This is a genomic window from Enterobacter sp. C3_dUdeg, from assembly GCF_057536195.1.
The window spans coordinates 177,777-197,524 of record NZ_BAAKFX010000006.1 but is presented as its reverse complement, the minus strand read 5'-3'; the positions used below and the strand labels follow the sequence as shown (position 1 = coordinate 197,524).

Sequence of the window (19,748 nt, the reverse complement as noted above, 5' to 3'; positions counted from 1 at the left end):
TGCCGAACTCAGAAGTGAAACGCCGTAGCGCCGATGGTAGTGTGGGGTCTCCCCATGTGAGAGTAGGGAACTGCCAGACATCAAATAAGAAGAACCCCGTACCGTAAGGTGCGGGGTTTTTTGCTTTGTGCGGTCTGAAAAGTCGGGTGGCGGCTTCGCCTTACCCGACCTACATAGCCCAGAGGCCCGGCAGGCAACGCGCCACCGGGCAAGACACCAGATTAATGAATCACCTGCGACAGGAAGGCTCGCGTACGTTCTGACTTAGGATGCGCAAAGAACTCATCCGGTGGCGCCTGCTCAACAATCTCCCCGCGGTCCATGAAGATCACCCGGTCGGCCACGGTTCGCGCAAACCCCATCTCATGCGTCACACACAGCATGGTCATGCCGGATTGTGCCAGCCCAATCATGGTGTCCAGAACCTCTTTCACCATTTCTGGATCGAGGGCAGATGTCGGTTCATCAAACAGCATAATTTTCGGCTTCATACACAGCGAACGGGCGATAGCCACACGCTGCTGTTGGCCACCCGATATCTGGCCAGGGAATTTATTGGCATGCTCTGCGATACGTACGCGTTCAAGGTAGTGCATTGCCAACGCCTCCGCTTCCTTTTTCGGCATCTTTCGTACCCAAATCGGCGCAAGCGTACAGTTCTGCAGAACGGTCAGGTGCGGAAACAGATTAAAGTGCTGAAATACCATTCCTACTTCCTGACGTACGCGTTCGATATTGCGGATATCTTCATTCAGCTCGATACCATCAACCACAATGCGTCCTTGCTGATGTTCTTCAAGATGATTAATACAGCGAATGGTTGTGGATTTTCCGGAGCCCGAAGGGCCGCAAAGGACGATGCGTTCTCCCTGCTTTACCTTAAGATTAATGTCCCTCAGGACATGAAATTGTCCGTACCATTTATTCACATTTTCCAGCGTAATCATCGCGTCGGCGGGTGTCATAGTTATTTGGCTCATAATTTCCTCAGTGCGGTGTACGCCCGGTGTTAAAGCGCTTTTCCAGATGCTGGCTGTAGCGCGACATGCTAAAACAAAAGATCCAGTAGATCAGGGCAGCAAAGACATATCCTTCGGTGGACATGCCCAGCCAGACAGGGTCAACGGTTGCCTGTTGCACGCTGCTAAAGAGATCGAACAATCCGATAATGATCACCAGGCTGGTATCCTTGAAGAGGGCAATGATCGTGTTGACCAGACCCGGAATGACCAGCTTGAGTGCTTGTGGAAGAATGACCAGTCCCTGCGTTTTCCAGTAACCGAGAGCCAGTGATTCAGCCGCTTCGTACTGACCTTTAGGTAACGCTTGCAGACCACCACGTACAACTTCAGCGACATAGGCGGACTGGAAGAGAATCACCCCCACCAGGGCACGGATCAGCTTGTCGATGGTTGTTCCCTCTGCCATAAACAGCGGCAGCATGACTGATGACATAAACAGAACGGTGATAAGCGGTACGCCGCGCCAGAACTCAATGAAGATAACGGAGAGCACGCGGACGATCGGCATTTTTGAACGCCGTCCCAGGGCCAGTAAAATCCCCCACGGTAAAGCACCGGCTATCCCCACTGAAGCGATAATCAGCGTCAGCGTCAGCCCGCCCCACTGGCGTGTTTCAACGCGTTCCAGTCCCAGGAAACCGCCATACAACAGTACCCAGACAATAATCGGATAAACTACAGCCCAGGCAGCAATATAGCGTCCACGCTGAGGCAGCTTTTTCCAGAACATAGCCGCGACAGAGAGCAGGCCGATAACCAGCGCCAGATTTATCCGCCAGCGCTGTTCATGGGGATACAATCCATACATGAACTGACCGAAACGCTCATGAATAAACACCCAGCAGGCGCCGGCTTTTGTACAGTCAGCTCGGGTTGAACCGACCCAGTTGGCCTGTAAAAACGCCCAGTTCAGCAGGGGAGGAATCAATTCCCACATGAGCCACAGGCAGACAATCGTCAGCAGGCTGTTACTCCAGCTGGAGAACAGATTCTTACGCGCCCACAGAATGAAACGCCCACCTGTCGAGTTGGCAGGGCGCGAGGAGTGCGACAGTATCGCTTTTGTCATCATAGATCCTTAGCGCTCGACCAGTGCTATACGGCGGTTATAAAGGTTCATCAGCAGTGAAATCACCAGGCTGATGATCAGATAGACAGACATCGTGATGGCGATGGTTTCAATGGCTTGTCCGGTCTGGTTAAGCACGGTTCCGGCGAAGAGTGACACCATATCCGGGTAACCAATGGCAGCGGCCAGCGACGAGTTTTTGACAATATTGAGATACTGGCTGGTCAGGGGGGGAATGATGACCCGTAAAGCCTGCGGAATGATGACCTGGCGAAGCGTCACGGTATGGGGCAATCCCAGCGAGCGTGCCGCCTCGTGCTGTCCATAAGGTACGGCCTGGATCCCTGCACGGATGATTTCTGCGATAAAGGCGGACGTATAAATCGACAGCGCCAGCGTCAGGGCTGCCAGCTCGGGAATTAATACCATCCCGCCCTGAAAGTTAAAGCCCCGCAGATGTGGAATATCCCAGTGCAGCGCTGCCCCAAACAGCCAGTGTGCTATTAGTGGCAGGCTAACGATCAGGACAGCTGCCGTGGGCCAGGTCCTACGAAGCTGACCGGTTTTGATCTGATGCTTGCGGTTAAAACGGAATACCCCCGCAGAGAGCGCAAGCGCTATCACAATCGCGCCGATAAAAGCGTACAGTCCTTCACCCGGTTGAGGAGAAGGAATGGACAACCCACGGTTACTGAGGAAAAACAGCTCAAACGCGTCGACGGCCTGGCGGGGACCGGGAAGGTTACGCAGTACGGCGAAATACCAGAAGAAGATCTGCAGGAGCGGGGGGATATTGCGGAACGTCTCGATGTAAACAGTCGACAGTTTCCGCAGAAGCCAGTTTTCAGAAAGACGCGCCAGGCCAATAAAGAAGCCCAGTATCGACGCGAAGACGATACAAAGCGCCGATACCAATAGCGTATTCAGTAAACCGACCACGAACACGCGTCCGTACGTGTCACCTTCCTGGTAATCAATAAGGTGCTGAACAATACCGAACCCCGCGCTGCGATCTAAAAACGCGAAACCGGAAGTAATGCCGCGGTTATTCAGGTTGGTGATGGTGTTATGGATGAGATACACGGCGATGAGAACAACCGCAACAATAGCAATAATCTGGAATAGCCAGGCGCGGACCGCGGGATGAGAAAAGGATAGCGATCCTTTTACGGCTGAGCGGCGATGGGACATAAAGAAACCTCAGTAACCATGACTCTGGAGTGGGCACTGCCGGAGCAGTGCCCGTTACAGCTATGACTTAACGTACTGGTGGTGCGTACTGAATACCGCCGTTGTTCCAGAGATTGTTCTGGCCGCGTTTGATCTTCAGCGGGCTTTCCGATCCCACATTGCGCTCAAAGATCTCAGAGTAGTTGCCCACCTGTTTGATGATGTTGTAAGCCCACTTGTTATCCAGCTTCAGATCCTTGCCGAAATCACCTTCTTTACCGAGCAGGTGTGCCATATCCGGGTTGGATGGCTTAGCGGCTTTCTCATCAACGTTTTTAGAGTTGATGCCCATCTCTTCTGCGTTCAGCATAGCAAACAGCGTCCAGCGAACGATGGAGAACCAGTCTTCATCGCCACGACGAACGACGGGGCCGAGAGGCTCTTTGGAGATGACTTCAGGCAGGACAATCCACTCTGCCGGGTTGCTCAGCTTAATGCGTAAGGCATACAGCTGTGACTGGTCAGAGGCCAGCGTGTCGCAACGGCCGGATTCCAGCGCTTTGGCCGATTCATCCGAGCGGTCGAATGTCACAGGGGTGTATTTCATGTTGTTTGCTTTGAAATAATCCGCGACGTTCAGCTCGGTATCGGTGCCCGCCTGGATACAAACGGTGGCGCCATCCAGTTCCTTGGCGCTTTTCAGGCCCGCTTTATTGTGGGTCAGGAAGCCGATGCCGTCATAATAGGTCACGCCCGTAAATGACATCCCCATGCCGGCATCACGGGAGGAAGTCCAGGTGGTATTACGGGAGAGCATGTCGACCTCACCGGACTGCAGCGCCGTAAAGCGTTCTTTCGCCGTCAGCGGGGTATATTTTACTTTGCTGTCATCGCCAAAAACGGCGGCTGCAACGCCACGGCAGACATCCACATCAATACCGGTAAATTTGCCGTTCGCATCGGCATAAGAGAAGCCAGGCAAACCGTCACTGATACCACATTGAACAAAACCTTTCTTTTTAACGGCATCCAGTGTCGTTCCCGCATGGGCTTGACCGGCTACGGCAAACAACATGCCTGCAGCGGCCAGGCTGGCTATCATCGTCTTTTTCATAATGCATCCTGTGTGGCGAAATTTATCGTTATAGAGGCGTTTTTAAACGCTTTACCTGTCTGTGGCTTTGGCCAACGTTTATAAAGCAAACGTAATGCCAGTTTTGCGTTCGACAAAATAAGAGACGAGTGAACGCTCAATGCTGAGTGTAGACAGGCTTAAATAAAACGAGCGCCCCGAAACGGTGCGAAATTACAACCTGTGCCACAAATCGGAGCAAAAGTTGCGAGTCGGGTCAGGAAAAAGAAGAGATAGTTTTCAGCGTGAATATTGGCAGGGTATTCAATAATCTTAATGTGTGAAAATCATCACGATAGAATAAGTAATTTGAATGAATATGCGAAAAAGCTGTGACTGACTTCAGGCTTAGATTAATTTAGTGAATAAATACAGGGCTAATTTTTTACTTATTTGAAAATATTGCACTCATTAAAAGCAAAAGCGCGGCCAGAGCCGCGCTTTCTCAACAGATGTTACTTCGTCAGGGCAACAATACCCAGCGTCAGACCCGCTACTGCGGCAGCACCGCCGGCGATAGCACCCGCAGTCTCCCAGTTATCCTGGGTGGTGCCTTTCATACAGGTATTGGTATGAACCAGTCGGCCTTGATCGTCGTAAACCGGTACACATGGAGAGTCGTGCGCGCAACCAGCAAGCAGCGCAGCGAGAAGTGCAACGGAAATGAATCTTTTCATGATGTTACCTCAGTATTATTTCTCATCCGCTATAAAGCCAGGAGGGCTATTAACGAACTGGAGGTTATTTTACCACCGGGGTAAGTCCTCGTTACACGAGGAATAATCTCAAATTATGTAGTTTGTAAAAATCGTGGAGAAAAGTCGGTTTCAGGAGGAATTAATGGAGAAATTATGGAGTTGTAAGAGACTGTTTTCACTTAATGCAAATCATCATATTCTTAATGCTTCCTTTATGTAAAACCTAATTCGTTGTTTAAGTTAAAAATAAAAAGGCACCAGAGGTGCCTTTTCAGGGAAACATTAACCTTTATGGTGAGTAAACCCTCGCCGAACAACCACAAAGAAAACGGGCACGAAGAAAATCGCCAGAAGCGTTGCGGAAAGCATTCCCCCCATAACGCCCGTACCGACGGCGTTTTGCGCGCCGCTCCCGGCCCCGGTGCTGATCACCAGCGGCATGACGCCAAGAATAAAGGCCAGGGATGTCATCAGGATCGGTCGAAGGCGCATCCTGGAAGCTTCCAGCGTGGCTTCAATAATGCCTTTGCCTTCTTTATCCATCAGGTCTTTAGCAAATTCGACGATCAGGATGGCGTTTTTCGCCGATAAACCAATCGTCGTCAGCAGGCCGACCTGGAAATAGACGTCATTGTTTAACCCGCGCAGCGACGCTGCGAGAAGAGCCCCAATGACCCCAAGCGGCACAACCAGCATAACGGAGAACGGAATGGACCAGCTTTCATACAGCGCAGCCAGGCACAGGAACACCACGATCAGTGAAATGGCGTACAGGGCAGGCGCCTGGTTACCCGAGAGCCGCTCCTGATAAGACATCCCCGTCCAGTCATAGCCGATGCCGGAAGGCAGTTTTGCCGCGAGACTTTCCATCATAGCCATGGCCTCACCGGTGCTTTTACCCGGGGCTGATTCACCCAGGATCTCCATAGAGGGCATCCCGTTATAGCGTTCCAGACGAGGTGAACCATACACCCAGCGAGCGTTGCTGAAGGCGGAGAACGGGACCATTTCCCCATTCGCGCTGCGTACGTAAAGGTTGTTAATATCTCCCGGCAACATACGGAATTTTGCGTCGGCCTGTACGTAGACCTTTTTCACTCGGCCATGATCGATAAAGTCATTCACATAGGTGCCACCTAAGGCCGTCGAAATCGTCTGGTTGACGTCAGAAAGGCTGACGCCCAGCGCCTGCGCTTTCTCCTGATCGACATCAAGCTTGAACTGAGGCGTATCTTCAAGTCCGTTAGGGCGCACGCGAACCAGCAGGTCAGGGTGCTCATGCACCATGCTGAGCAGTTGGTTACGCGCCTGCGTCAGCTGGGTATGCCCCAGGTTGGCCTGATCGATCAATTCAAAATCGAAGCCCGTGGCGGTACCCAGTTCGATAATTGCAGGCAGGTTAAACGGGAACACGAGGCCATCTGTAATTTGACTGAAGGCTTTTGTCGCGCGACCCACAATGGCTTCAACGCCGTTTTCCGCCCCCGGGCGCTCCTCCCAGGGCTTCAGGCTGACGAAGGCGATACCAGCGTTCTGACCCTGGCCGCTAAAGCTAAAGCCGTTTACGGTAAAGACGGATTCCACGTTCGCCTTTTCGTTGTTCAGATAGTAGTCCTGAACCTGATCGAGGACCTGCTGAGTACGCGTCTGGGTTGCACCCGCCGGGAGTTGAACCATCGTCATAAACACCCCCTGATCCTCTTCGGGCAGGAAGGAGGTAGGCAAGCGCAGGAAGAGCACCGCCATCCCACCGACGATAATGATGTACACCGCCAGATAGCGCCCTGTCTTACGCAAAATACCGCTCACGCTGTTGCTGTAGTGCTCCACGCTTTTATCAAAGAGCGCATTAAACCAGCCGAAGAAGCCACCTTTCTTCTCATGATGGTCGCCGGATACGGGCTTAAGCAACGTTGCGCAGAGTGCGGGCGTAAGGATTAGCGCAACCAGTACGGACAACGCCATAGCGGAAACGATAGTCAGCGAGAACTGGCGATAGATCGCCCCCGTCGAGCCGCCAAAAAAGGCCATCGGAATAAAGACCGCCGAGAGCACCATGGCGATCCCCACCAGTGCACCCTGGATCTGCTCCATCGACTTCTGCGTGGCCTCTTTCGGCGGCAGTTTGTCTTCGACCATGACGCGTTCAACGTTCTCAACGACCACGATAGCGTCATCGACCAGCAGACCTATCGCCAGCACCATACCGAACATCGTCAGGGTGTTGATGGAGAAACTGAATGCCGCCAGAACCGCAAAGGTACCCAGCAGAACGACCGGCACCGCGATAGTCGGGATGAGCGTCGCCCGCAGGTTTTGCAGGAACAGGTACATGACCAGGAAGACGAGAACGATCGCTTCAAACAGGGTCTTCACCACTTCGTGAATGGAGATTTTCACAAAAGGGGTGGTGTCGTAGGGATAGACAACTTTCAGCCCCTGCGGGAAGAACTGCTGCAGTTGCGCCAGCTTGCTCTTAATGGCTGCCGCGGTGTCCAGCGCATTTGCCCCGGTTGCCAGCTTAATCCCCAGGCCGGTTGCCGCCTGCCCGTTGATTTTAGTGACCATGTTGTAGTTTTCGCCACCCAGCTCAATACGAGCCACGTCCTTCAGATGAACCATCGAGCCGTCCTGATTCACCTTGAGCGTCACGCGGCCAAACTCCTCCGGTGATTTCAGGCGGGTTTGCGCGATGATCGAGGCATTCAGCTGCTGCCCGGGAATGGACGGCGTTCCGCCCAGCTGGCCTGCCGCTATCTGGTCGTTCTGCGTTTTCAGCTGGTTGATAATATCCTGCGGCGTCAGCTGGTATTTGTTCATCGCATTGCTGTCGAGCCAGATGCGCATCGCATATTGAGCGCCAAACAGCTGAACGTCACCGACGCCAGACGTTCGGCTGATGGCATCTTTGACGTTCGAAGCGACATAGTCAGAGATGTCATTCTGCGTGAGATTTTTGTTGTCTGAAACAAAGCCGGCGACCAGCAGGAAGCTACTGCTGGATTTCTCCACGCCAATCCCTTGCTGCTGTACCTCTTGCGGCAGCAGCGGCATGGCGAGCTGCAGCTTGTTCTGCACCTGCACCTGGGCGATGTCCGGATCGGTTCCTGACTCGAAGGTCAGGGTGATGGTGACGTTACCCGCTGAATCGCTGGTGGAGGACATATACATCAGCTTATCGATACCGTTCATGTTCTGTTCGATAACCTGGGTCACGGTATCCTGCACCGTTTGAGCGTCGGCTCCCGGGTAGGTCGCGGATATCGCCACCGCGGGAGGGGCAATGGTCGGATACTGTGCGACGGGAAGTTTGAGAATGGCCAGCCCGCCTGCAATCATCAAAATGATGGCAAGTACCCAGGCGAAAACCGGTCTTTGAATAAAGAAATTAGCCATGTCGTCGTCCCTTAACCGGCTGGCGTCGTGGTGATATCAGGCGTGGCGACGACGGTTACCCCGGGTCTGACTTTCTGTAGCCCGCTGACAATCACGCGGTCACCGTTTTTCAGCCCTTCCGTCACCAGCCAGCGATCGCCAATTGCCTGAGGGGCCACGACGGTTCGCGGCTCAACCTGATTTTTATCATTCACCACCAGGACGGTTGCATCGCCTCGCGGTGTACGGGTCACGCCTTGCTGTGGTACCAGAATCGCCTCCGGCTGGGTGCCTTCATCAATGCGGGCGCGAACGAACATGCCGGGTAACAACAGATGCTGAGGGTTCCGGAAAATGGCGCGCAGGGTAATCGAGCCGGTACTTTCATCGACCGTGACGTCAGAGAACTGCAATGTGCCTTTTAGCGGGTAGGGCTGCCCGTTCTCCATCAGCAGCTCAACGTTGCTGGCGATATCACCTTTTTGCAGGCTTGTCTGTTTCAGGCGCATAAAATCATTACTGGACTGGGTGACATCAACATAAATCGGATCGAGAAGCTGGACCGTTGCCAGCGCTGCGGCTTGCCCGTTCGTCACCAGCGCCCCTTCGGTCACGCTGGATTTTCCGATACGACCATCAACCGGAGAGGTCACTTTGGTGTAGGCAAGGTTGATACGTGCGCTCTCAACACCCGCTTTTGCGGCAACCACGCTGGCATCTGCCTGCTGAGCCGTCGCCACGGCCTGGTCATACTCCTGCTTACTGACATACTGGGTGCCTACCAGAGGGAGATAACGTTTCACCGTCAGGTGCGCAATATTGGCCGCCGCCTGAGCCTTCGCCAGTTCGCCTTTCGCGCTGTCATAGGCTGCCTGATAGGGCGCAGGATCAATCTGGTAAAGTGACTCGCCCGCTTTTACATCGCTACCCTCCGCGAAGTTACGGCGCAGGATAATGCCGCTAACCTGAGGACGAACCTCCGCAACGCGAAATGCATCTGTTCTGCCCGGGAGTTCAGTGGTGACCGCCAGAGGCGCGCTTTTCACAATATGCACGCTGACCTGAGGCGCCTGCTGGTGTTGCCGTTGATTTTCCTGACCATCGCATCCAGTGAGCAGTACCGCGCAGACAATGAAACCGGATAAGGGCAAGCGTCTGAAATGATTCGTCATTACTGTTCCTTTAAATACCCATTCACCGATATATGCCGCGAATCGGTAGCAGGGGCAGAGGGATAAAAATAAAATGTAGCTGCGTATAATAATGAGGGTATTTAATGTTTTTTAATTTATAAGTGCGAATGACCATGCTCGTAGAAAAAATCAGAATCAGACCGGGTCCATTCAGGGATATACTTCAGGCATGTTAATCAGGTAAATGAGTTTAATGTTTTTAATTATTCACTCCGCCAATTTAATTGGAGCGATATATTTATATTGATTATAAATTAAGAGGGGTGACTTTTTTTGTGCAAAATTAAAACGGATTTTAGTGAATACTTACATTTGCATGAACGCAATATTACTTTTAAACCTTGTGAGTAACGAGTAGTTGCCTATGGCGCGTAAAAAGAAAGAAGAGGCTCAACAAACCCGGCAGCAGCTGATTGAGGCGGCTATTGAACAGTTTGCGACGCGGGGCGTAGCCAGCACGACGCTGACGGATATCGCTGATGCTGCTAAGGTGACGCGCGGCGCGATCTACTGGCACTTCACCAGTAAATCTGAAATATTTAATGCCATCTGGGAACAGCAATTACCGCTTCGCGAGATTATTCACGACAGGCTTTCCTTTTCCGATAGTGACGATCCATTGTTAAAACTTCGTGAGCAATTTATTACTGCGCTGCAGTATATTGCCCATGAACCCCGGCAATGTGCGCTTTTACAAATTCTGTATCATAAGTGTGAATTTAGCAGCGATATGATTTCTGAACGTGAAATTAGAAAGCGTATCGGATTCAACGATGACACGCTACGCGCCGCGCTGGAGACCTGTATTTCGCGAAACATCATTTCGCCACAGGTGAATGTTGATCTCACCTTGATTGTATTCCACGGTTTTTTTAGCGGAATAATTAAAAACTGGTTAATGAATAACGACAGTTTTAATCTTTATCAGCAGGCTCCCGCTCTGGTCGATAGCATACTGGCGACACTCCCGGTTATTCGCGTGTCGCCAGATGAGGGTGCTTACTGTTCAGCGCCAGGTAACATTTCCCCTCGGGCACAAAGTGCTTCTATGGTCTGCGCGCTGACGGGTTTACCTAACAGATAACCCTGAAGGGTGTTACAGCCCAGCTCGGTTAAAAAGGCTTGCTGCGCTTCGGTTTCCACACCTTCAGCCACTACTTTCAGGTTAAGTGTTTTAGCGAGAGCCACAATCGCAGAGACAATAGTGGCATCCTCGCTCTCGCCGCTGAGCTCTTGCACAAACGCCCTGTCGATTTTCAATTCACAGGCCGGTAAGCGCTTGAGGTACAGCAGGCTCGAATATCCGGTGCCAAAATCATCAATGGAGGCCTTCACCCCCGCATTCGTCAGCTCTGTCAGCACGCGTATGCTCTCATCCGGGTTGCTCATCGCCGTGGTTTCCGTCACTTCGAGGATCAACATTTCCGGTGGCACCTGGTGAAGTGCCAGGCAGTCGAGAACCGTTTTAACCAGCGAAGGTTGTTCAAACTGCAGTGTCGACAGGTTTACCGCCATTGACCAGCTTTGATGTCCCTGAAGATGCCATTCCCGCAGCTGGCGACAGGCTTCATTAATCACCCAGTTGCCAATCGGGACGATCAGCCCCGTTTTTTCCGCCAGCGGCAGAAAAAGGTCCGGCGTCAGTAACCCCTGCTTAGGATGCTGCCAGCGCAACAGCGCCTCGAATCCGAGGACCGGGCCCGCCGGGGCGTGAAATTTTGGCTGATACAGCAGGCGCAGCTCATTGCGATCGATCGCCATCCACAGATCGTTCATTAACTGGAGATGGGTCTGCGCCAGGGTGTTCATGGAGGGCTGGAAGAAGTGATAACCGTTACGGCCCATATGCTTCGTGTGATACATCGCCGCGTCGGCGTTAAACATCAGCTCACGCTCGGTTTTGCCGTCGTGAGGGTACAGCGCGATACCAATGCTGAGGGTCACCACCAGTTCATAGGGGCTAAGATTGAACGGGCTATCGATCGCGCGCACCAGCGAATTCGCCAGCGATGCCGCGTCGTCCGGACCTTCTCCCTCTGCCAGCAGAACAAATTCATCACCGCCGATACGTGCAAGGGTGAACTGGCCCTTCAGGAGAAGCAGCAGGCGCTGCGTAACGGCGACCAGCAGCCTGTCACCGACATCATGGCCGTAGGCATCATTGATGGCTTTAAAGCCGTCAAGATCCATGAACATCAGGGCAAAGTGATTCCCTTCACGATCGGCTTTGCTGATGGCCTGATCGAGTCTGTCTTCCAGCAGGATACGGTTGGGCAGACGCGTCAGGGTATCGTGTAGCGCCAGCTGAGCGAGTTCCCGGTTAGCTTCTGCCAGCGACGAGGCCAGCAGGGCGGTGCGTGCCTGAAGGCGGGCATCCAGCATCGACACCAGCAGGGTGATCCCAAGAATTGAGAGCGCGACCACGCTGACCAGAACCGCCAGCCAGCTCCCGTTGATACCCTCATGGTGAACCATTGTGGACATCGGAAACTGCGCCGCTTTCATCCCGGCATAGTGCATGCCGGCAATGGCAATGCCCATCGTGATGGCGGCACCCATGCGCATCAGCACGACCTGCGCGGCTTCGCGACGCAGGCGGAAGGTCAGCCATAATGCCGCGAGCGAAGCGGCAAGCGCAATCACGATCGAAATGGCCACCCAGACCTTGTCCCAGATTATCCCGGGCATCACCTCCAGCGCCGCCATGCCGGTGTAATGCATGGCAACAATACCGCTTCCCATCACCAGCGCGCCGGGCAGCAGTCGACGCAGGCGTAGTTGCTCGCAGCTCACAAGCCATAGCGCAAATAGCGACGAACCCACGGCGATGACCATAGATAAAACCGTCAGGGTGGCGTTGTAGCTCATGCTCATGGAGAGATCCATCGCCAGCATGCCGATAAAATGCATGGCCCACACGCCAATCCCCATAGCAATACCGCCGCCAGCCAGCCAGACGCGGGCAGCGACACCCTGACTCCCGGCGACGCGTGCAGCCATGTTCAGCGCGGTATACGCAGCAAGAATGGCAACAACAAAGGAGAGGACGACAAGGATAGGGTTGTATTGGCTGACCAGCATGGACGGTTCTACTCGAGTGTGGGGTTACGCTAGAGCGGTTGAGAAGGGCGAGACATTATCACCGTCAGGTAATGGCTCAAAGGGATTTAAATCCCCGTTTTTAGTGGGTAATAACGGGGTGATTTGCGCAATCGGGCGGTTAGTCGAGCTCTGAGCAGTTCACGAGTTTCAGCGGATTGACGGAGTTCATATTGCGACACTTATCGGTTTCGGTGCTCATCAGTTCAATCCACTGCATCAGGAGTGCATCGAAAATGAGAACGGAGATTGCAAAAACAACCAGCCACCAGTATTTACGAATCATTGTGTCATTCCGCAGGAAGATCGCCACTAAGGTGGGGGAAATATACACGAAAAACCGGGGTTGAAAAGCAGGAGAGGCGAAGGTTTACAATGCGTTGACGGAGAAGCGCAGGTAATAAAAAAGGCGCTTCCCCATGCCGAAGAGCGCCTTTTTAAACAAGCATTTAACTGATTAGTATCAGTTCATGCCGTATTTTTTCAGTTTCTTACGCAGAGTACCACGGTTGATACCCATCATCAGCGCAGCGCGGGTTTGGTTACCGCGGGTGTATTGCATCACCATGTCCAACAGTGGCTGTTCAACTTCAGCCAGTACCAGCTCATACAGGTCATTAACATCCTGACCGTTCAGTTGAGCAAAATAGTTCTTCAGTGCCTGTTTAACCGAGTCACGCAGGGGCTTTTGAGTTACCTGGTCCTGAGAGTTAACGGTAGAAACGGTCAGTACGTCAGAATTTACGCGTTGTTCGAACATAGTTCTGTCAGCTCTTTATTTCATTACGCAAGATTTTCGAAGTATGCCTCCAACGCCTCCAGCTGTACGCTGGCATCCTCTATGGCGTTGAATGTGCGCCGAAACTGGTCATCTGGAGCGTGCTCCTGGAGATACCAGGAGACGTGTTTACGCGCAATTCGGTACCCTTTTGCCTGACCGTAGTGGTCATGCAGTTCCCGAACATGCGAACAAAGCAAGCGCTTAACCTCTGCCAAAGGCAGCGGGGCAAGCAGCTCCCCAGTGTCCAGATAATGCTGGATTTCCCGGAAGATCCAGGGTCTTCCCTGAGCTGCACGTCCTATCATCAGAGCATCAGCTCCCGTATAGTCGAGTACAGCCCTGGCTTTAAGCGGGTCAGTTATGTCGCCATTCGCGATAATCGGAATGGAAACTTTCTGCTTAACTGCCCGAATGCTGTCGTATTCAGCTTCACCGTTGAACAAACAGGCGCGAGTGCGTCCATGGATGGTCAGGGCCTGAATGCCACAGTCTTCGGCCAGTTGGGCAATCTCTACACAGTTACGGTGTTCCGGCGACCAACCCGTGCGAATCTTCAACGTAACAGGAACGTCCACCGCGCTGACAACCGCCGTCAGGATAGCTTTCACCTGGTCGGGGTATTGCAGAAGGGCTGAACCTGCAAGCTTGCGATTCACCTTTTTGGCCGGGCACCCCATATTGATATCAATAATCTGGGCACCACTTTCCACGTTAATCCGCGCGGCATCTGCCATCTCTTCAGGCACGCTTCCGGCAATTTGCACGGTGCGAATACCTGGTTCATCAACGTGCACCATCCGAAGGCGGGATTTATCGCTTTCCCAAACCTGCGGGTTAGACGACATCATCTCGGATACGGTTAAACCGGCTCCCATCTCGTAGCACAGCGTCCTGAACGGCCGGTCTGTAATACCTGCCATTGGGGCTGCGATCAGGCGATTTCTAAGCTGGTGGTGTCCGATGCGCATGAGTTAAGAAATGACCATACTGTGACTGCAAGGCGGCGTATATTACGCATTTTTTGCACGAGATGAAAGGCCAAACTTTGAACAATCCACTGTTGTAGATCAAGGAATCGCCGCCCAATCTTCTCGTTAAAAATTATTCATTATTTAAATCATTAAGTTATATGATAATGGTTATTTTATGGGCGCTTACAATTTCCCGTAACTTCTCATCATTTCTGAATAAATGCGTCGCTGAAGCGGGATAATCTGCTGTTTTTAACAGCAGATTTCCCTTCTTCTTTGCGATCTGCGTCGCATTTTAGAACATGATCGTCATGCGAAAAATGCCTGTTATTCGACCACGACGCGCCCATGCAGCGACTGTACCGGACGGTTATTATCGTGATGCATTGTCCGGGTGAATCTGGCAAGTTGTTCTGCAGAAACCGTCAGGGGCTGTTTAAGTACAATCCAGGTAACGCCTTCTGAACACGGTGGAGTGGTCAGTGAACCGCTAAAGCGCCAGTACGTTTTATTTTTTGGCAGCAGTTTGTTCAGGTTGAGATCCTGTTTGATGGAGACGTTCTGCTCGGCCTGCTGAGGCATAACGCGCCACAGTTTTTCAAGCTCCGGGTTTGCGGCCCCTTTATCAAACATGACCGCCACCACCGTCAGTTCCCCACTGGCATTTTTATGAACCAGATGCATTTCCATCGCGTATCTCTTGCCATGTACGGTGTTTTCGCTCGGCGCGTGGAAATGGAACTGCTGTAACGTCCAGGTTTGCTTATCGAGAGTAAGGGTATCGCGGGTGTTCGCCTGTTCACCTGCCTGAATGGTATGGCCATTGTTCGTCAGTGTAACAGGGCCATCAACGTAGTGGGTTTGTAGCGGGGAGAGATGGGCGTTAGTGGTCGAATCAATATTAACAGGAGACTGGTTCATACCGCTTTGACAGGTCTTATATGCCTCGTCCATCTCGCCCCAGTGTTGCGGTGAACCTTCCCCTTCATAGCTCCAGTGTGATGCAAATGCTGAAGCCGAAATCATGCTCAGCGCCAGCAGCGCTGCCTTGCCTGTAACGTGTGTCATCATATTCTTCCGGTGAATTTTTGTAATACAAATCAACATGATTTGTAGGGTTATTTTACCGAAGAATGAACGGGGGAGAGAGGATTATCAGAGGGTGAGAGGCGTGGTCAGATGACCACGCCAGATTCTTATTTTTTACGGCCGGTGATGCGGCACCACTCTTCTTTTTCCACCACCGGGTCGAGGGCAAAGAGATCGGCGTAGGCTTCACACACGCTGTCGGCCTGGCTTGCCAGGATACCGGAAAGCCCCAGCAGACCGCCCTCAACGGGCAGCACGCTGATTAACGGAGCCAGTTCGCGCAGTGGGCCCGCCAGAATGTTAGCGACCACCACATCGGCTTTCATGGCTTCTGGCTGAGCATCCGGCAGATACAGCTCCAGACGATCGGAGACGCCGTTACGCTCGGCATTATCGCGGCTGGCCTGAATCGCCTGCGGATCGATATCGATCCCGATGGCTTTTGCCGCGCCCAGCTTCAGGGCTGCAATCGCGAGGATCCCGGATCCGCAGCCGAAGTCGATCACTGTCTTACCGTCCAGATCCAGACCATCCAGCCACTGCAGGCACAGAGACGTGGTTGGGTGAGTACCGGTACCAAACGCCAGACCCGGGTCGAGCATCACGTTGACTGCGCTTTCATCAGGGACATCGCGCCAGCTCGGGCAGATCCACAGACGTTTGCCGAACTGCATCGGGTGGAAGTTATCCATCCACTCGCGTTCCCAGTCTTTGTCTTCCAGCTGTTCGATTTTATGCACGAAACCCGCGCCCAGCAGAGGATGATTCTCCAGAATCGCGACAACCTCTTTCATATCGGTTTCGGCATCAAACAGGCCAATAACGTCGGTATCACCCCACAGGCGGGTTTCGCCCGGCAGCGGCTCAAAGACCGGCGTGTCATGCGTGTCCTGGAAGGTGATAGAGACCGAACCGGCCTCCATCAGCGCATCGCTCAGCTCTTCGGCGTTCGCGCCGGTTGTGTTCAGTTTTAGTTGGATCCACGGCATGGCAAAACTCTTTATTTATCAGTAGAAATCATAGCGGGTTGTGGGACGGGCTGACCGAAACGGTTCCCCACCACAAACGCCAGTAAACTTAGCAGTAACGAAGGCACAATTGGATGGAAGCCCAGGTACTGAATCTTAAACGTTGCGAGGACGGCGTAAAGCACGCCGCCGACAATCATCGCGCTCAGCGCACCGGCGGCATTCGCGCGCTCCCAGTAGAGCCCTAACACCAGCGGCCACAGGAATACCGCTTCAAGCCCACCAAATGCCAGCAGGTTCAGCCAGATGATCATCTCTGGCGGGCGCCACGCGGCTAACAGCAGCAATGCCCCTAACACCAAAGTAATAACGGCCGACATGCGCTTCAGGCGCCGTTCATTCTCTGCCTGCTCAGGACGCAGGTTCAAATAGAGATCTTTTATGATCGTAGCGGAACTTTGCAGCAGCTGAGCGTTGATGGTCGACATAATGGCGGCCATCGGTGCGGCGAGGAAGATCCCGGCGGCAAATGGCGGCAGCACTTTAACCATCAGGGTTGGGATAACCAGATCGGGTACGGTAAGGTCAGGAATAACTGCCCGACCTAACGCGCCCGCCAGGTGCATACCAAACATCAGGATCGCAACCACGATAGTGCCGATAATGATACCTCTGTGCACGGCTTTGCTGTCTTTGTAAGAGATACAGCGTACGGCGGTATGCGGCAGGCCAATCACCCCAAAGCACACCAACACCCAGAACGAGGTCATAAAGGTTGGCGAAAGGATGTCATCCGCGCCCTGCGGCGAAACCAGTTTTGGATCGATCGTCTCGAGCGTTTCAACCGCATGGCTCAGGCCGCCCGCGGCGTGGACGATGCCGACCAGCAGGACAAGAGTGCCGATAAGCATAACCATGCCCTGCATCGTATCGTTCAGCACGCTGGCGCGGAATCCGCCAAACGCGGTATACAGCGCAATGCTGACTCCGAAGATGATCAAGCCTGTCTCGTAGGGAATACCCGCTGCCGTTTCCAGCAGGCGTGCCCCGCCGATAAACTGTACCGTCATTGCGCCAATAAAGGCCACCAGCAGGCTTAAGCTGGCCAGCCACACCAGTAAACGGCTCTGATAGCGGGCAAACAGCATATCGTTGAGCGTCACGGCATTATAACGGCGCGCCAGAATGGCAAATTTTTTACCCAGTATGCCCAGCGAGAGCCAGACGGCAGGAAGCTGGATCATCGCCAGCAGCACCCAGCCTAACCCGTATTTATAGGCCGCACCGGGTCCGCCGATAAACGAACTGGCGCTGATGTAGGTCGCGGTCAGCGTCATGGCCAGCACGACGCCGCCCATCGAGCGGCTGCCCAGAAAATACTCGTTCAGGAAGGTGCCCGTCGTTCTTTTACGCATGGCGTAAACGGATAAACCAAACACCACTAACAAGTAAGCGATAAGCGGCAGAATGACTTCAAGCTGCATCATCGTCCTCCAGCGGAATATCGCGATAGATGAATTTCACCATTGCCCAGCACAGCAGGATGAAGACCAGCGGTACCAGCAGACACGCCATTTCGAACCAGTGCGGCAGGCCAGTGATGCCAATAGCGGAGTCAGGTAAGTAAGCAGTTACTAACCATGCTGCGAGATAGAGAAGGGTCAGCCACAGCGCCCAGCGCGCTTCTTTATGGGCCTGAACAAAACGTTTGTCCATTTTTTGTCCCTTGTGGATGAAGAAAGCGGGGATTGTACATGATGAGGCTTTCCAGGCCCCAGAAATAAAAAAGGCCGGATAATCCGGCCTTTTAGCAACACAGGTTTCTTACTTCTCGTTCAGACCGAGTTTTTTCTCCAGATAGTGGATGTTAGTTCCACCATTCTGGAAGTGCTCGTCGCTCATGATACGCATCTGCAGATCAACGTTGGTTTTGATACCGTCGATGATCAGCTCCTGCAGGGCGTTTTTCATGCGGGCAATCGCCACGTCACGGTTTTCGCCGTAGCAGATAAGCTTGCCGATCATTGAGTCATAGTACGGCGGTACGGTGTAACCGGCGTAGATATGAGACTCCCAGCGCACACCAAAGCCACCCGGCGCGTGGAAACGCGTGATTTTACCCGGGCTTGGCAGGAAGGTGTTCGGGTCTTCGGCGTTGATACGGCACTCTACCGCATGGCCTTTCACCACAACTTCTTCCTGCTTGATGGACAGCGGCTGGCCTGCAGCGATACGCAACTGTTCTTTGATCAGGTCAACGCCGGTGATCATTTCGGTAACCGGGTGTTCAACCTGAATACGGGTGTTCATTTCGATGAAATAGAACTCGCCGTTTTCGAACAGGAACTCAAAGGTACCTGCACCGCGATAGCCGATATCGACACACGCTTTGGAGCAACGCTCGCCGATGTAGCGACGCAGTTCCGGGGTAATGCCCGGTGCTGGTGCTTCTTCGACCACTTTCTGGTGACGACGCTGCATGGAGCAGTCACGTTCTGCCAGATAGATCGCGTTACCCTGACCGTCAGCCAGCACCTGAATTTCGATGTGGCGTGGGTTTTCCAGGTATTTTTCCATGTACACCATGTCATTGCTGAAAGCGGCTTTCGCTTCTGCTTTGGTCATGGAGATGGACTGCGCCAGTTCAGCATCGCTGCGCACAACGCGCATACCGCGACCGCCGCCGCCGCCGGACGCCTTGATGATAACCGGATAGCCAATGCGTTTAGCATGAGCACGGTTAGCATCCATGTCGTCGGTCAGAGGGCCGTCAGAGCCTGGTACGGTTGGAACACCGGCTTTTTTCATCGCGGTGATTGCAGACACTTTGTCGCCCATCAGGCGGATGGTGTCGGCTTTCGGGCCGATGAAGATGAAGCCAGAGCGTTCAACCTGCTCAGCAAAGTTGGCGTTCTCAGAGAGGAAGCCGTAACCCGGATGAATTGCCACCGCGCCGGTGATTTCAGCGGCGCTGATGATAGCCGGGATGTTCAGATAGCTTTTTACGGACGGAGCCGGGCCAATACAGACCGTCTCATCCGCCAGCAATACGTGTTTTAAATCGCGATCCGCGCTTGAGTGCACAGCGACGGTCTTGATGCCCAGTTCTTTACAGGCACGAAGAATACGCAGTGCGATCTCGCCGCGGTTGGCGATAACAATTTTATCCAGCATGTACGCC

General features: G+C 53.2%; 17 protein-coding genes and 1 rRNA gene. 2 read left to right on the top strand and 16 right to left on the bottom strand.

All coding sequences use genetic code 11. The features are described 5' to 3' along the window. Window positions 1-79: ribosomal RNA gene (gene rrf, locus AC27FC_RS15825) — 5S ribosomal RNA — on the top strand; the annotation flags it as partial. Window positions 80-221: 142 nt separating this feature from the next. On the opposite strand, the gene AC27FC_RS15820 is transcribed toward rrf, so the two are convergent. From AC27FC_RS15820 to AC27FC_RS15790, 7 genes are all read right to left on the bottom strand, one after another. Further along, window positions 222-980: an amino acid ABC transporter ATP-binding protein gene (locus AC27FC_RS15820; protein WP_023309440.1), complete on the bottom strand. Its 759-nt coding sequence runs from the start codon at window positions 978-980 to the stop codon at window positions 222-224. A 7-nt stretch (window positions 981-987) separates the two neighbouring features. Then, window positions 988-2,091 (bottom strand): amino acid ABC transporter permease, encoded by a 1,104-nt coding sequence (locus AC27FC_RS15815; RefSeq protein ID WP_033146777.1) that lies wholly within the window; start codon window positions 2,089-2,091, stop codon window positions 988-990. Window positions 2,092-2,100: 9 nt separating this feature from the next. Continuing rightward, window positions 2,101-3,282, bottom strand: coding sequence for an amino acid ABC transporter permease (locus AC27FC_RS15810; RefSeq protein ID WP_023309438.1), 1,182 nt, complete (start codon window positions 3,280-3,282; stop codon window positions 2,101-2,103). A gap of 67 nt (window positions 3,283-3,349) precedes the next feature. After that, window positions 3,350-4,375, bottom strand: a complete 1,026-nt coding sequence (locus AC27FC_RS15805; protein ID WP_023333654.1) for an amino acid ABC transporter substrate-binding protein — start codon at window positions 4,373-4,375, stop codon at window positions 3,350-3,352. Window positions 4,376-4,848: 473 nt separating this feature from the next. Continuing rightward, window positions 4,849-5,070, bottom strand: a complete 222-nt coding sequence (locus AC27FC_RS15800) for a lipoprotein (protein ID WP_008502867.1) — start codon at window positions 5,068-5,070, stop codon at window positions 4,849-4,851. A gap of 303 nt (window positions 5,071-5,373) precedes the next feature. After that, window positions 5,374-8,487, bottom strand: a complete 3,114-nt coding sequence (locus AC27FC_RS15795) for an efflux RND transporter permease subunit (RefSeq protein WP_196355037.1) — start codon at window positions 8,485-8,487, stop codon at window positions 5,374-5,376. Between the two features lie 11 nt (window positions 8,488-8,498). Further along, a complete protein-coding gene (locus AC27FC_RS15790) occupies window positions 8,499-9,638 on the bottom strand; it encodes an efflux RND transporter periplasmic adaptor subunit (RefSeq protein ID WP_047059010.1) in 1,140 nt (379 codons plus the stop codon). Window positions 9,639-10,023: 385 nt separating this feature from the next. On the opposite strand from AC27FC_RS15790, the gene envR reads away from it, so the two are divergent. After that, a complete protein-coding gene (gene envR, locus AC27FC_RS15785; RefSeq protein ID WP_072057700.1) occupies window positions 10,024-10,743 on the top strand; it encodes an acrEF/envCD operon transcriptional regulator in 720 nt (239 codons plus the stop codon). Here the strand turns inward: envR and AC27FC_RS15780 are convergent. The 9 genes from AC27FC_RS15780 to accC all read right to left on the bottom strand — a co-directional run bounded on the left by AC27FC_RS15780 (window position 10,659) and on the right by accC (window position 19,741). After that, window positions 10,659-12,740: a putative bifunctional diguanylate cyclase/phosphodiesterase gene (locus AC27FC_RS15780; protein ID WP_094934485.1), complete on the bottom strand. Its 2,082-nt coding sequence runs from the start codon at window positions 12,738-12,740 to the stop codon at window positions 10,659-10,661. The two genes, envR and AC27FC_RS15780, sit on opposite strands and share 85 nt — an antisense overlap. 139 nt (window positions 12,741-12,879) lie before the next feature. Continuing rightward, window positions 12,880-13,044, bottom strand: a complete 165-nt coding sequence (locus AC27FC_RS15775; protein WP_008502862.1) for a DUF2556 family protein — start codon at window positions 13,042-13,044, stop codon at window positions 12,880-12,882. 177 nt (window positions 13,045-13,221) lie between these two features. Then, entirely contained in the window at window positions 13,222-13,518 is a 297-nt protein-coding gene (gene fis, locus AC27FC_RS15770) for a DNA-binding transcriptional regulator Fis (protein WP_000462905.1), read from the bottom strand. Window positions 13,519-13,541: 23 nt separating this feature from the next. After that, entirely contained in the window at window positions 13,542-14,507 is a 966-nt protein-coding gene (gene dusB / locus AC27FC_RS15765; RefSeq protein ID WP_023309409.1) for a tRNA dihydrouridine synthase DusB, read from the bottom strand. 330 nt (window positions 14,508-14,837) lie between these two features. After that, a complete protein-coding gene (locus AC27FC_RS15760) occupies window positions 14,838-15,578 on the bottom strand; it encodes a carbonic anhydrase (protein ID WP_033146772.1) in 741 nt (246 codons plus the stop codon). 128 nt (window positions 15,579-15,706) lie between these two features. Continuing rightward, window positions 15,707-16,588 carry a 50S ribosomal protein L11 methyltransferase gene (gene prmA / locus AC27FC_RS15755; RefSeq protein WP_039260393.1) on the bottom strand — a complete coding sequence of 294 codons (882 nt, stop codon included), beginning with the start codon at window positions 16,586-16,588 and terminating at the stop codon, window positions 15,707-15,709. Between the two features lie 11 nt (window positions 16,589-16,599). Further along, window positions 16,600-18,051, bottom strand: coding sequence for a sodium/pantothenate symporter (gene panF / locus AC27FC_RS15750; protein WP_048981157.1), 1,452 nt, complete (start codon window positions 18,049-18,051; stop codon window positions 16,600-16,602). Further along, complete coding sequence (locus AC27FC_RS15745; protein ID WP_006178860.1) at window positions 18,041-18,283, bottom strand: YhdT family protein; 243 nt, start codon at window positions 18,281-18,283, stop codon at window positions 18,041-18,043. The genes panF and AC27FC_RS15745 overlap by 11 nt, the downstream gene beginning before the upstream one ends. A gap of 108 nt (window positions 18,284-18,391) precedes the next feature. Then, entirely contained in the window at window positions 18,392-19,741 is a 1,350-nt protein-coding gene (gene accC / locus AC27FC_RS15740; RefSeq protein WP_023333644.1) for an acetyl-CoA carboxylase biotin carboxylase subunit, read from the bottom strand. Between the last annotated feature and the right edge of the window lie 7 nt (window positions 19,742-19,748).

What these genes read in the sequence shown, in the direction of transcription:
- AC27FC_RS15820 (WP_023309440.1), bottom strand. Translation starts at nt 980, where the DNA reads ATGAGCCAAATAACTATGACACCCGCCGACGCGATGATTACGCTGGAA.
- AC27FC_RS15815 (WP_033146777.1), bottom strand. Translation starts at nt 2,091, where the DNA reads ATGACAAAAGCGATACTGTCGCACTCCTCGCGCCCTGCCAACTCGACA.
- AC27FC_RS15810 (WP_023309438.1), bottom strand. Translation starts at nt 3,282, where the DNA reads ATGTCCCATCGCCGCTCAGCCGTAAAAGGATCGCTATCCTTTTCTCAT.
- AC27FC_RS15805 (WP_023333654.1), bottom strand. Translation starts at nt 4,375, where the DNA reads ATGAAAAAGACGATGATAGCCAGCCTGGCCGCTGCAGGCATGTTGTTT.
- AC27FC_RS15800 (WP_008502867.1), bottom strand. Translation starts at nt 5,070, where the DNA reads ATGAAAAGATTCATTTCCGTTGCACTTCTCGCTGCGCTGCTTGCTGGT.
- AC27FC_RS15795 (WP_196355037.1), bottom strand. Translation starts at nt 8,487, where the DNA reads ATGGCTAATTTCTTTATTCAAAGACCGGTTTTCGCCTGGGTACTTGCC.
- AC27FC_RS15790 (WP_047059010.1), bottom strand. Translation starts at nt 9,638, where the DNA reads ATGACGAATCATTTCAGACGCTTGCCCTTATCCGGTTTCATTGTCTGC.
- envR (WP_072057700.1), top strand. Translation starts at nt 10,024, where the DNA reads ATGGCGCGTAAAAAGAAAGAAGAGGCTCAACAAACCCGGCAGCAGCTG.
- AC27FC_RS15780 (WP_094934485.1), bottom strand. Translation starts at nt 12,740, where the DNA reads ATGCTGGTCAGCCAATACAACCCTATCCTTGTCGTCCTCTCCTTTGTT.
- AC27FC_RS15775 (WP_008502862.1), bottom strand. Translation starts at nt 13,044, where the DNA reads ATGATTCGTAAATACTGGTGGCTGGTTGTTTTTGCAATCTCCGTTCTC.
- fis (WP_000462905.1), bottom strand. Translation starts at nt 13,518, where the DNA reads ATGTTCGAACAACGCGTAAATTCTGACGTACTGACCGTTTCTACCGTT.
- dusB (WP_023309409.1), bottom strand. Translation starts at nt 14,507, where the DNA reads ATGCGCATCGGACACCACCAGCTTAGAAATCGCCTGATCGCAGCCCCA.
- AC27FC_RS15760 (WP_033146772.1), bottom strand. Translation starts at nt 15,578, where the DNA reads ATGACACACGTTACAGGCAAGGCAGCGCTGCTGGCGCTGAGCATGATT.
- prmA (WP_039260393.1), bottom strand. Translation starts at nt 16,588, where the DNA reads ATGCCGTGGATCCAACTAAAACTGAACACAACCGGCGCGAACGCCGAA.
- panF (WP_048981157.1), bottom strand. Translation starts at nt 18,051, where the DNA reads ATGCAGCTTGAAGTCATTCTGCCGCTTATCGCTTACTTGTTAGTGGTG.
- AC27FC_RS15745 (WP_006178860.1), bottom strand. Translation starts at nt 18,283, where the DNA reads ATGGACAAACGTTTTGTTCAGGCCCATAAAGAAGCGCGCTGGGCGCTG.
- accC (WP_023333644.1), bottom strand. Translation starts at nt 19,741, where the DNA reads ATGCTGGATAAAATTGTTATCGCCAACCGCGGCGAGATCGCACTGCGT.